This window comes from Paenibacillus sp. J22R67, from assembly GCF_059692175.1.
Window position 1 is genome coordinate 113,341 of the sequence record NZ_JCAUAX010000007.1, and the last position, 12,822, is coordinate 126,162.

At 48.1% G+C, this 12,822-nt stretch carries 9 protein-coding genes; 7 read left to right on the forward strand and 2 right to left on the reverse strand.

Translation table 11 applies throughout. From position 1 onward, the window contains the following. Positions 1-43 precede the first annotated feature (43 nt). From hemE to hemG, 3 genes are read left to right on the forward strand one after another with little or no spacing between them, the layout of a single operon-like run. On the forward strand, positions 44-1,108 hold the full coding sequence (hemE, locus tag AC58VC_RS24710; protein WP_497372329.1) for a uroporphyrinogen decarboxylase: 1,065 nt from the start codon (positions 44-46) through the stop codon (positions 1,106-1,108). Position 1,109: 1 nt separating this feature from the next. Further along, on the forward strand, positions 1,110-2,057 hold the full coding sequence (gene hemH / locus AC58VC_RS24715) for a ferrochelatase (RefSeq protein WP_497372331.1): 948 nt from the start codon (positions 1,110-1,112) through the stop codon (positions 2,055-2,057). Beyond that, the gene (hemG, locus tag AC58VC_RS24720) at positions 2,054-3,514 is read left to right on the forward strand and encodes a protoporphyrinogen oxidase (protein ID WP_497372333.1); all 1,461 of its coding nucleotides are present in this window, start codon (positions 2,054-2,056) and stop codon (positions 3,512-3,514) included. Before hemH ends, hemG begins: the two co-directional genes overlap by 4 nt. On the opposite strand, the gene AC58VC_RS24725 is transcribed toward hemG, so the two are convergent. Further along, complete coding sequence (locus tag AC58VC_RS24725) at positions 3,511-4,170, reverse strand: Crp/Fnr family transcriptional regulator (protein ID WP_497372335.1); 660 nt, start codon at positions 4,168-4,170, stop codon at positions 3,511-3,513. The two genes, hemG and AC58VC_RS24725, sit on opposite strands and share 4 nt — an antisense overlap. Positions 4,171-4,241: 71 nt before the next feature. Here AC58VC_RS24725 and hemL point away from each other — a divergent pair, with 71 nt between their 5' ends. Further along, complete coding sequence (gene hemL / locus AC58VC_RS24730) at positions 4,242-5,540, forward strand: glutamate-1-semialdehyde 2,1-aminomutase (RefSeq protein ID WP_497372336.1); 1,299 nt, start codon at positions 4,242-4,244, stop codon at positions 5,538-5,540. Positions 5,541-5,637: 97 nt separating this feature from the next. Here the strand turns inward: hemL and AC58VC_RS24735 are convergent, their stop codons facing one another. Next, on the reverse strand, positions 5,638-7,155 hold the full coding sequence (locus AC58VC_RS24735) for a phosphodiester glycosidase family protein (protein ID WP_497372338.1): 1,518 nt from the start codon (positions 7,153-7,155) through the stop codon (positions 5,638-5,640). Positions 7,156-7,420: 265 nt separating this feature from the next. On the opposite strand from AC58VC_RS24735, the gene AC58VC_RS24740 reads away from it, so the two are divergent. From AC58VC_RS24740 to AC58VC_RS24750, 3 genes are all read left to right on the forward strand, one after another. Beyond that, on the forward strand, positions 7,421-8,317 hold the full coding sequence (locus AC58VC_RS24740) for an RluA family pseudouridine synthase (RefSeq protein ID WP_497372340.1): 897 nt from the start codon (positions 7,421-7,423) through the stop codon (positions 8,315-8,317). Between the two features lie 110 nt (positions 8,318-8,427). Further along, a complete protein-coding gene (locus tag AC58VC_RS24745) occupies positions 8,428-9,576 on the forward strand; it encodes a LysM peptidoglycan-binding domain-containing protein (RefSeq protein ID WP_497372342.1) in 1,149 nt (382 codons plus the stop codon). Positions 9,577-10,110: 534 nt separating this feature from the next. Continuing rightward, positions 10,111-12,780 (forward strand): valine--tRNA ligase, encoded by a 2,670-nt coding sequence (locus AC58VC_RS24750; RefSeq protein ID WP_497372344.1) that lies wholly within the window; start codon positions 10,111-10,113, stop codon positions 12,778-12,780. Positions 12,781-12,822 lie beyond the last annotated feature (42 nt).

Consider the following 12,822-nt stretch of genomic DNA (forward strand, 5'->3'; position numbering starts at 1 on the left):
GCATAATGAATGAGAATAGATGGAAACCAGAGGAAGGTGCCTCATGAGCTACAACGACAATTTTATTAAAGCGTGCCGGAAAGAACAGGTAGATACACTGCCGGTATGGTATATGCGTCAAGCCGGTCGTTACGATCCGGATTATCGGAAAATTAAAGAAAAGTTTACCTTGCTCGAGATTTGTAAACAGCCGGAGCTTGCTGCAGAAGTTACGATGCTGCCTATTAAGAAGCTTGGTGTTGATGCGGCAATTCTATATTCAGACATTATGAATCCCGTTGCTTCGCTTGGGATTGATTTTGATATCGTCAAAGATGTTGGTCCTGTCATCCATACACCGGTCCGGACAGCGCAGGATGTTGAACGTTTGCGTCCGATTGATGTGGACAAGGACTTGTCCCATATCATTGAGACAATCCGCATTTTGGACAAAGAGCTTGAAGTTCCCCTTATTTCATTCGCAGGTGCGCCGTTTACGATTGCCAGCTACTTGATTGAAGGGAAACCCTCTAAGAGCTATATTCGTACGAAGCAGCTTATGTATTCCGAACCTGCCGTTTGGTTTGCTTTGATGGACAAACTGGGTGACATGGTGATTACTTATTTGAAATCCCACATTGCCGCAGGTGCGAAAGCTGTTCAAGTATTTGATAGCTGGGTAGGCGCGCTATCTCCTGCAGATTTCCAATTGTATGTACTGCCTACTATGGAGCGGATTTTCAAAGAGTTTTCCCACTTGAAGGAACCAAAAATCTATTTCCCTGGCGTAAGTTCAGGCGAATTACTTCCTTATTTGCATAATCTGCAAGCGGATGTCATTGGTTTGGATTGGCGTATTCCGATCTCGGTAGGACGTGAGCGTGTAGGTGAACGCTTTGCGGTGCAAGGTAACTTGGATCCATATATTTTAACGGCGCCTATGCACGTAATTGAGCAGCAGGCGAAAGCCATCATGGATGATGGAATGAAGAAGCCCGGTTATATTTTCAATCTTGGACATGGGTTATTCCCGGAGGCGTCGCTGGAAAAACTCAAAGATTTGACGGCATTCATTCATGCGTATTCGCATTCCGTGTTAACTCAACAAGCAGAAAAGAGTGGTGTTTAGGATGACCAAACGTCGCGTTGGTGTATTAGTTATGTCCTATGGGACGCCAGAAAGCCTTGATCAGGTGGAAGCGTATTACACGCATATTAGACGCGGGCATCCGCCTACACCTGAGCAGCTACACGAATTAACTGCGCGGTATGAAGCGATTGTAGGCGGGTTCTTTCCGCTGCGTGAAAATACGAATAAGCAGGTAAAAGGTCTCGAGGACACTTTACGCGCCGAGCATCCGGAAGTTGAGTTTGTGTGCTATCAAGGCCTGAAGCACGCTCAGCCCTATGTAGAAGATGGTGTAGAGCAAATGGTCAAGGATGGGATCACAGAGGCTGTAGGTGTCGTTCTGGCGCCTCACTACTCGACAATGAGCGTCGGCGGCTATGTGAAAAGAGCGAAGGATAAGGCCGAGGCGCTAGGACTTAGCATGAGCTTCGTACTGAATTACCACCTTCATGCCAAATTGATCGATGCTTTAAGCACTCGGGTAGATAAGGCGCTCACGAAGTTCGCTGATGTAGAACAGAGTGACGTCCGTGTTATTTTTACGGCGCACAGTTTACCTGAGAAAATTCTAGAAATGAAAGATCCTTATCCGGATCAATTGCTCGCGACATCCAAGGTGATTGCTGAACGCGTAGGGTTGACGAATTGGCAATTCGGCTGGCAGAGTGCGGGTCAAACGGCAATGCCATGGCTTGGGCCTGACATCTTGGAAGTTCTTAAGCAAATTCATAAAGAAGAAGGCGTGAAGAACGTTCTGCTCTGCCCAATCGGATTTGTTTCCGATCATTTGGAAGTTCTTTACGATATAGATATTGAAGCACAAGCTTTGGCTAAAGAGCTGGGCCTGCATTTAGAAAGAACGGACTCACTCAATACGGATCCTTTATATATGCAAACATTAAGCGATGTTGTCTACACCGAATGGCAGGAAGTAAGTAGACAGTCATGAGCACCCATACACCTCACTACATGATCGTTGGCGGGGGGATAACTGGGCTTAGCGCTGCTTTTTATTTAAAGAAACGGTTGGAAGCAGAGGGTGTTCCATTTCGTATTTCTGTGGTGGAGAAATCACAGGCGTTTGGCGGGAAAATCCGCACGATCGAGAAAGAGGGCTTCGTCATTGAAAAGGGGCCTGACTCCTTTCTTGCTCGGAAGCGGCCTATTATTGATCTAGCGTATGATCTCGGACTTGAGCAGGAGCTTACGGGCACGAACCCTAAGGCCAAAAAGACTTATATTGTACGTCAAGGGAAGCTGCATCGCATGCCTCCGGGTTTAGTGCTTGGTATTCCTACACAAATGACACCGTTTATGAAGACAGGCCTTATCTCTCCGCTAGGCAAAATACGGGCAGCCTTAGATCTGGTCTTACCAAAGCGTGAAATCACGAACGATGAGTCCTTAGGACACTTTTTGGAACGCCGATTAGGCAAAGAGGTATTGGAGCGTATTGTGGAACCGCTGTTAGCGGGGATTTATGCGGGAGATACTTTCAATCTTAGTTTGAAATCAACGTTCCCTCAATTCCGAATGATGGAGCAGAAACATCGAAGCTTGATCCTGGGGATGATGGCAAGCCGCAAAAACGTTCCCGAAGAAACAGCGCACTTACCTGCAGCAATTCGTAATTCAGTCTTCGTAACGTTCAAGAAAGGACTGCAGACGCTTGTGACTGGCCTTGTGGCAGCACTAGATTCAGCAGATCTACGCTCGGGGGTAGGAGTTGCTTCTGTTCGTCAGGCGGGGCAGCAGGCAGAAGTCATATTTGAAGATGGCAGCAGCGAAATCGTCGATGGCGTGATTCTAACGTCGCCGACCTATCAGGCTGCCCAAATATTGGCGCACTTCCCTGCAGCTAGCGAATTGAAGAAGATTGATTATATTTCTGTCGCGAATGTCATCATGGCGTTTGACCGGAAAGATATTCCGTTTGAACTGGATGCCTCGGGTTTTCTAGTTCCGAGGAATGAGGGCAGCACGATTACAGCGTGCACGCTAACCTCTGCCAAATGGCTGCACACGGCGCCAGAAGGCAAGGTGCTGCTGCGCTGCTATATCGGCCGTTCCGGCGAGCAGGAGTGGCCTGCGTGGTCAGATGAGCAGCTGATCAGTAAAGCACGTCATGATCTGCGCAACTTGCTCGGTTTAACGGCGGAGCCGCTGTTTACAGAGGTAACGCGCCTTAACCATTCGATGCCCCAATATCCGGTAGGCCATCTAGAGCAGATTGCACGCTTCCGCGAAGAGCTGGATGCCGCTATGCCGCAGGTTTTGGTAACGGGCGCAGGGTTCCATGGCGTTGGCCTACCTGACTGCATTAGGCAGGGCAAAGAGGTTGCCTGGCAGCTTGCAGACCGTATCATATCCGCTGAGGAGCCAGCTGTAACAACAGCCTCCGTCTAGCGCAGCTTGGCCAGATCCAACTTGAAGTCGGAAGGGGAGATGGCCAAGATTTGTTTCTCCTCTAAATCGCGAATGACTTGCATGAGGATCACTTTCTGCACACCGGCAAGCTGTGAAATTTCATCGAAATTGAGCACGAGTTTGATGATGATCTTATTCTCTGAGCGAATGCCATGCTTATTAGCCATTGTAATTAAGCTTTTGATGACCCGCGTTCTAGCATCTAAAAAGGTCAAATCATACACCTGCTGATTCGTATCGCGCAGCCGGTTGCTAAGTTCTTGCATAATGACTAAAGTAATGTCAAAATGATTGCGCAGCAGCTCGAGAAAGTTTTGCGCTGTCATAGAGAGCAGCACACAGCTTTCCAAGGTTTGCGCCGAAGCTGAGCGCGGCTTGCCATCGATCAGAGACAACTCGCCAAAGCTCTCGCCCGATTTGCAGATGGACAGTATTTTCTCCTCGCCGGAGCTGCCAGTTGTGAAGATCTTAACGGATCCGCTAACAACCATATAAAAAACGTTGCCGATTTCTTTTTCGGAAAAAAGGACGGTATTCCCCTTATAAGAGCGTCTTATGCAAATCTGTGCCAGTGCATGCTGCTGATTTTCATTTAACCGAGCGAATAAAGGGACTTTTTTAATATAATCAAGCATGGTAGGTACCGCCTTTTAAAGGTATTATGTCAACATTCTAGCACAGAAAGTTTAACGGGGGGTATTAAATTATGGAAAATTCGAGCAGAATCGACACGCGTTCTTCAGCCGCTTTTCAAGAATCCAAGAAGGTCATTCCCGGTGGCGTCAACAGTCCTGTTCGCGCCTTTAAATCGGTTGGACTCACTCCGTTGTTTATGGACAAAGGTTTTGGATCCCGCGTTACGGATATTGACGGCAACACGTTTATTGATTATGTAGGCTCTTGGGGGCCGCTTATCGTAGGACATGCACATCCTGCCGTGCTAGAAGCTATTAAAGCGACTGCCGAGAAGGGGACGAGCTTTGGTGCTCCGACGCTTTTGGAGACGCAAATGGCGCAGCTGGTCATTGACCGAGTGCCGTCTATCGACATGGTTCGGATGGTGAACTCAGGCACAGAAGCGACGATGAGCGCATTGCGATTGGCTCGTGGCTATACGAAGCGCGACAAGATCGTCAAGTTCGAAGGAAGTTACCATGGGCATGCGGATGCGTTGCTGATCAAAGCCGGTTCCGGTGTGGCTACGTTGGGGTTGCCTGATAGTCCAGGAGTCCCTAGCAGTGTGGCTAGCAATACGATCACAGTGCCGTATAACGATTTGGCTTCTGTACAGCTCGTATTTGAGAAGTTCGGTGAAGAAATCGCCGCACTGATCGTTGAACCGATCGCTGGGAACATGGGTGTTGTTCCTCCTGCTACGGGGTTCTTGGAAGGACTACGTGAAATTACAAAGCAATATGGATCTTTGCTTATCTTTGATGAAGTTATGACAGGTTTCCGCGTGCACAAGAACTGCGCACAAGGCCTGTACGGCGTTACACCGGACTTAACATGTCTGGGTAAAGTAATCGGCGGCGGACTTCCTGTAGGCGCTTATGGAGGCCGTCTGGACATTATGGAGCAAATGGCTCCGGCTGGTCCGATCTACCAAGCGGGGACTTTGTCCGGGAATCCACTGGCCATGGCAGCAGGTTATGCCACATTGTCGTTATTAGGCGAGCCGAATGTCTATGAGGAGCTGGAGCGCAAATCCGCGATGCTAGAAGCAGGATTCACACGCAATGCGGCTGAATTCGGTGTAGCAAGCACGATTAATCGCGTAGGATCGATGATTTGCCCGTTCTTTACTGAAACGAAGGTTACGAATTATGAAACGGCTAAAACGTCGGATTTAGCTAAATTTAATGCATACTTTGGTCATTTACTTGATTTAGGTGTTTCAGTTGCGCCTTCGCAGTTTGAAGGGATGTTCGTATCCACGGCTCATACGGATGAAGATATCGCGGCTACAATTGATGCTCATCGCGAGGCGTTGAAGAGATTGTAAGGCTAGGCAAGTACGACAAAAGAGGCTGTATCTGAGTCATCTACGATCGATGACTTCGGATACAGCCTCTTTTGGGTCCTATGTAACCTAGTCTAGCTTATTTCACTGGAGGGCTAGTCACGGGCTGAGAAGGAATTGCACCATTACTATTACCCTGCTGGCCTTGTGTAGTGTTCGAGCTCGGCGTTGGTGTCGCGCTCGGTTTTGGTGTTGCGGAAGCTCCTGTTGAGGAGCCTCCGGAACCTGTTGTGCCGCCGTCTGTTCCCGGTGTAGGAGTCGGGGTTGCCGATGACGCTGGTGGGGTCGGCGTTGGTGTTGGCGTTGTCGTTGTCGTTGATGTTGGTGATGTCGTCGGTGAAGTTTGTGGTTTCCCCGTCGAGCTTGGTTTGCCAGAACCGTTATCTGATACGGAAGGGTTCTGTGTTGTCCCGCCATTCTTGACTGGATCACTGCTGGATTCAGGTTTTTGGGACGGTGTTGGAGTTGCTGTTGGTTTCGGTGTTGCTTTTGGCGGCTTGGCTTTGATCTCAGCTTGTTCTCTCAAGAAATCAGGGTGATCATAAGCACCGCCTGGATCGATGTTTGTAAGTCCTGCCCAAACGTTGTTCACTTTTACTTCATCTGGATGATCGAAAACAAGGAAAGCTGACGGCAAGCGCCGCTCACCATAACGGCTGGAAGGTTTCGTAATCAACTCGTCGTTGTAAACCATCTCGGAGGATGCTCCGCCATCCAAGAAACCTGCATTAATAACGCCATCTGCCAGGAACATATCCTGTACTTCCTTCAGTGTTGCACCCACACTTTGCGTTTGGCGGCCGTCGATGACGATGAAAATAACGGTACCGTCCGCTTTTTGGCCTACAGCTGTACGAGGAGCACGTCCCCAACCGCCATCACCGCTTGTAATGAGTGGTTTACCGTTCGCGATAACACGCGGATAGAAAGAAACTGCATCTGTAACGCCGAGTTTCAATAGATCATCAATCGTATATTTTCCGATAATGAGCGTACCTTCTTTGGTAAACCCAACAATATGCTGAGGAATGCTGCCTTCTTGGTCGGTATAAAGAATTTCTCCGCCGGACATAATAGCTCCAATTGGGGCAAATCCGTTTCCTAAGCCGTCCGGATCGTTAAATCCGCCGCCGTTGACGCCTGCGACAGCGCCTGTGCGCTGAACCATCGAGGTGATTCTCTCGCCTTCGCCTTGCTTAGCAGGAACGACGACACGAATCGTGCGCGGATCGTAAACATACATCTTTTTACCTTTCCAGAACTGACCGGAGATATCTTCGACTTTCACTAGACTTTCAATGGAACGATTCGTATTAAACTGAACGGCTTGCAAATCTTGTTTTTCTACCGAGTTGACCTCAGTTAAATTTTGCATTTCAAGGACCATCTGGTCTCTACGCTGTGCGCCTACGAAAATCCAGGCCCAATCCCGATGCTGCGTGGTGATGACCGTCTTGGCTAAATATTCACGAATAAATGTCCCAGGTGGCGTCAGAAATAAAAAGCTTGAACTAAGGAATGTACATACAGCTATAACAAGTAAAATACGCTTTAACCAACTGTAGTTGCGAAAATGTTCTAATATTGAGCTACCCAAGTTGTTCCTCTCCTGCTCTAGTATTCTATTTGATGATTCAATGTCGAAAAAAATCAATACTAGACTTATATTATCATATTTTTGCATGCAATTGATATTGGTAATTGTTAAAATAAAATGTACGTCATCCAATATTCTTAAGGAGTTATTGATTCATGAAACGCTACTACTTTTTTGATTTTCCCATAGATTTAATGGCCTTGACTCTCATTTTCCTGCTTATCTTACTTGCGATCGTATTTTCTTTTCATAGAGGGACACGTTCATGAGCGTGTGGAAACGCAGCGGGGAATGGCTGGAACTTCCTCTTCCGAGTGAGACATGGAAACCTTTGAAGCCCGGCGCTGTAGATGAAATTGCAGCTTTGCTGCCGGTTCCACGCAAGTACTTTCTGCGTTTAGCCTCCCAAGGGCGTATCCGCGTACAAGACAATCTGGTAAGGCTTCATGTGTTTCCGAACGAAGAGGCTGCATTCAAAGCTGAACGCCAAGACGTTGATGTCTTGTATGAGGACGATTTCTGCCTTGTCGTCAATAAACCGGCAGGCATGTCCGTACATCCTTCGGAAGCAGGTCAAGGCGGTACGCTGGCTTCTGCCGTCGCTTATTATTATGAATCGACCGGTCAAGCCTGCGCCGTGCGGCATATCCATCGTTTAGATCAAGATACGACTGGTGCTGTTTTATACGCCAAAAATGAATGGGCACATGTGCTGCTTGATGAAGCCATGCGGGATAAGCGGATTGATCGTCGTTATGTTGCTCTAGCAGAAGGAGTATTCAAAGCAAAGCAAGGAACCATAGATGCGCCTATCGGCAAAGACCGCCATCATTCTGGTAAGCGCAGAGTAACAGTTGGCGGCGATCAAGCTATGACACACTATCGTGTGCTTCGCCAATTGAAGCATGCTGCCCTTGTGGAGCTGGAGCTGGAAACAGGCCGCACACATCAGATTCGGGTACACTTAAGCCACTTAGGGCATCCGCTTATAGGCGACGTCTTGTACGGGGGTTCTGCCCGTTTGTTTCGTCGCCAGGCTCTACATGGGGAGAGACTTACGTTCGAGCATCCTGTTACACACGAACTCATTGAGGTTCATGCACCGTTGCCACTTGATTTCCAGCAATTGCTGGACAAAGTAGAGGCGACAACAAAAATGTAGTCATGCCTCGCCCCTGCCACCCATATACTTAGAAAGACAAACAAGTAAATGGACCAGCAATCCGAGAATGCCTTCGGCATCCGGGTTTGATGGAAGGGAGGATTAATCCGGTGTCTGAACAACAACCAGGTCTGAGATTCGATATCTATGAGCGTGTTCATTTGCAGGAGGATTTGGCGGGGATACAGGAGTTAAATGATGTAGAATTGGTTCCTCACATTCAAGTGCTTACTTTGGATGATCAGGCGATACTTAAAGGGAATTTGCTCCTTACTGGCAATTATGCCAGCGAAGAAGGGGGAGCCCCAAGACTACTTGAGCATTTGATTCCAGTAGAGATTACATTGCCGCTGAACCGGATTCATCGCGTAGAAGACATTCAAGTGGATATTGAGAATTTTGACATTGATTTATTATCAGCGAGAAGTTTGAATGTAACCGGCGTGTTATCTCTGCAGGGCGTCGAAATTGTTTCGGCTCCGGTCGAGAGCTGGCGGGAGGAAGAGGAAGTTACGTTCGTGCATGAGCTTAATTTCCCGCGGTACGAGCCGCCTGCAACCTATCCGATTCAGCCGATTCAAGAGAATCCGTCGATTCAACCGATTCCAATGCCCTATATGCAGCCGACTCCCCAGTTTCAGCAGCCAATGGTTCAACCGATGCCGACTCCAATGCCTACGCCGATGACACAAATGCCTACACAAATGCAAATGCCTACACCAATGCCAATGCAAATGGATGAAAAGCCCGCACCTGCGCCTTCTTTGCAGCCATCACCATCGTCTATACAAGAAGACGACTGGGATGACGGCGGCTCAGCAGTCGTAGAAATTGAGCAAACTGAATTGAAGGTGACCCCCCATTCGGACAACACGGTGGTTACGGAAGAGAAAAAAGATCTCAAAGTTGCGTTCGGTAAGAAGGCCAATGAGGCTGTCGACCTCAACCCGTATGGCCTCAAGTCATTACTCTCGAAAGCGGGCTCTTACCTTACGGACAAAAGGCGGGCTGAGGAAGAAGCGCAAGCTGCTCTTGCCGAGGAGTCGCGGATAGATGCCGTTGAATGGAAACGTCTGTTTCTTCAAAACCAAACAAATTCCCAAGAATTTAGAAAGCTGAAAATGTGCATCGTTCAAAAAGAAGAAACGCTAGAGACGATTGCCAAGCGTTATCAGCTCAATCCTCGTGAGCTGCAGCTATTGAACAGACTCGGCGATCAGGAGATTTCAGCAGGGCAGGTTATTTATCTTCCCAGATAATTAACTGGATACATAGGCAAGAGCCTCTGGCCATTTTCACGGCTGGGGGCTCTTAATCTATTCCGGAACATCTTTTTTGAAAGCGGCATATTTTACTTATAAACGGTAATACTTGAATGATATATTGACTCTATTTCAAATGTTCGTTATCATATGATGTAAACCTTTTTGAGTAATATTGGAAACGTTGATAGGGAGTAGTAGGCGGAATGCCCTTCAGAGAGTGGAACTGCAGCGCTGAAAGGTTCCATAGGAAGCAACCGAACGAAGTCGCCCTGGAGTTGTGAATGTGACGGTAAGCGCCCGCGGTCCGCGGTTTAGCTCACTTAGCATTTGCCGGCCGCAGCCGTTATCTGTTTGAGAGCCACGCGCTTCCTATTTGAAGCTGCGCGGAATAAAGGTGGTACCACGGAAGCAAGCCTTTCGTCCTTTGCGGGCGGAGGGCTTTTTTTGTTTGATTTAACCAAGTAAATGAGCTTAATTACAGGCCTCATAAGCCTATTTAACAGAGATAAAAGTAATGGAGGTAATCTTATGACTGAAGCGAATGAAACCAAAGAGCAGCTGCAAATGCCTACCACGTACGACCCCAAAGAAGCGGAGCGAAAGTGGTACGATTACTGGATTAAAAATGAGTTTTTCAAAGCAGGCGGTCGTCCAGATGCGGAAACTTACACGATTGTGATTCCGCCTCCTAACGTTACAGGTATGCTGCATATCGGGCATGCGCTTGATTTTACACTGCAAGATATTTTGGTTCGTACGAAGCGGATGCAGGGCTTTGACACGCTTTGGCTGCCTGGCTCTGACCATGCGGGCATTGCGACACAAACCAAAGTTGAACAGAAGCTCCGCGAGGATGGCCAATCCCGCTATGATCTGGGACGCGAGAAATTCCTTGAGAAAGTATGGGAATGGAAAGAGCAATATGCGAACACAATTCGCGAGCAGTGGGCGAAAATGGGCTTTTCCTTAGACTATTCACGTGAGCGCTTTACGCTTGATGAGGGGTTGTCACAAGCCGTTCGTGAAGTTTTCGTTAGTTTGTATGAAAAAGGACTTATTTACCGCGGAAACTATATTATTAACTGGGATCCAGCGGCTCGCACAGCGCTATCGGACATTGAAGTTGAATATAAAGAGGTTCAAGGCGCGCTTTATCATTTGTCTTACAAAACGACAGACGGCCTGGATTCCATCGTTGTCGCTACAACGCGTCCTGAGACGATGCTTGGAGATACGGCGGTTGCTGTACATCCGAAGGATGAGCGTTACAAGCATTTGATCGGCAAGAAATTACTGCTGCCAATTGTAAACCGCGAGATTCCGGTTATTGCAGACGAGTATGTTGAGAAAGAATTCGGAAGCGGCGCGGTCAAAATTACCCCTGCTCACGATCCGAACGATTTCGAAGTAGGGAAGCGTCATGATCTGCCACAAATTCTTGTGATGGATGAAACCGGCACGATGAATGCAAATAGCGGCCCGTACCAAGGCAAAGATCGCTTCGAATGCCGCAAGCAAATCGTTGCTGACCTGAAAGAACAAGGCGTTCTGATCAAAATTGAAGAGCACGTTCACCAAGTAGGTCACAGTGAGCGCAGCGGTGCTGTAATCGAGCCTTATTTGTCCACACAGTGGTTCGTAAAAATGCAGCCGCTTGCCGATCAAGCGATCGATGCGCAGAAATCAGGCAAAGGTGTTAATTTTGTACCAGATCGTTTTGAAAAGATTTATTTGAACTGGATTGAAAATGTTCGTGACTGGTGTATTTCCCGTCAGCTCTGGTGGGGGCACCGCATTCCAGCTTGGCACTGCGCGGATTGCGGCCAAATTACGGTATCCCGTGAGGACGCTTCTGCTTGCACACATTGCCAAAGCACGAATCTCAAACAAGATAACGACGTTCTTGATACTTGGTTCAGCTCCGCTCTATGGCCGTTCTCCACATTGGGCTGGCCGAATGATACGGAAGACCTTAAACGCTACTACCCTACGAATGTTCTAGTAACGGGTTATGATATTATCTATTTCTGGGTAGCCAGAATGATCTTCACTGCCCTTGAATTCACGGAGCAAATTCCGTTCAAAGACGTGTTGATGCACGGTCTTGTACGCGACTCCGAAGGTCGTAAAATGTCCAAATCACTTGGTAACGGTGTAGATCCGTTAGAAGTGATTGAGAAATATGGCGCAGATGCTATGCGCTATATGATATCTACGAGCAGCACGCCGGGGCAGGATCTCCGCTTCCGTTGGGAGCGTGTGGAACAAGCTCGGAATTTTGCCAATAAGATCTGGAATGCATCCCGCTTTGCACTCATGAACCTCGAAGGCGTTAAAGCCGAAGATATCGATCTGACAGGCCATCTCGGCACAGCAGACCGCTGGATTCTGCATCGTTTGAACGAAACCGTTCGCGATGTAACTCGCCTAATCGACAGCTATGAATTCGGTGAAACCGGCCGCTTGCTGTATAATTTCATCTGGGATGACCTGTGTGATTGGTACATTGAGTTTAGTAAATTGAGCTTATACGGCACGGATGCAGCTGCGAAGAAGAAGACGCAATCGGTACTGGCTTACGTGCTTGATCGCACACAACGTTTGATTCATCCGTTCATGCCGTTCATTTCCGAAGAGATTTGGCAGCATTTGCCGCATGAAGGTGAAACGATTACGCTTGCTTCTTGGCCGGCAGAGAACCCGGCGTTCGAATCGCCAGATGCTGTTCGTGAGATGGAGCTGCTGATGGATGCAATCCGCTCCGTTCGTAACATCCGCTCCGAGGTTAATGTTCCGATGAGCAAAAAGGTTGAGCTGCTGATCAAACCGGCTAGCAGTGAAACGCAAAACATTCTTCAGAGGAACGAAGAGTACCTGAAGCGTTTCTGCAACACATCTTTGCTGCAAATCGACGCTGAAATGGCTGCGCCAGAGAAAGCGATGACAGCGATCATCACAGGAGCGGAGTTATTCTTGCCGCTGGCAGGGCTGATTGATATTGCCCAAGAACTCGTGCGTTTGGATAAAGAACTGCAATCCCTGCATGGGGAAGTTGAACGTATTGAGAAAAAGCTGGGCAATGAAGGCTTTGTGGCCAAGGCGCCTGCGAAGGTAATCGAGGAAGAGAAGGCTAAGCTTGCTGACTATGCGGATAAGCGGGATAAAGTGATTGCTCGTTTAGCGGAATTAAAGGGATAATTTCAATAAAACCAACGATTGCCTAGTTACGTATACAAGGTG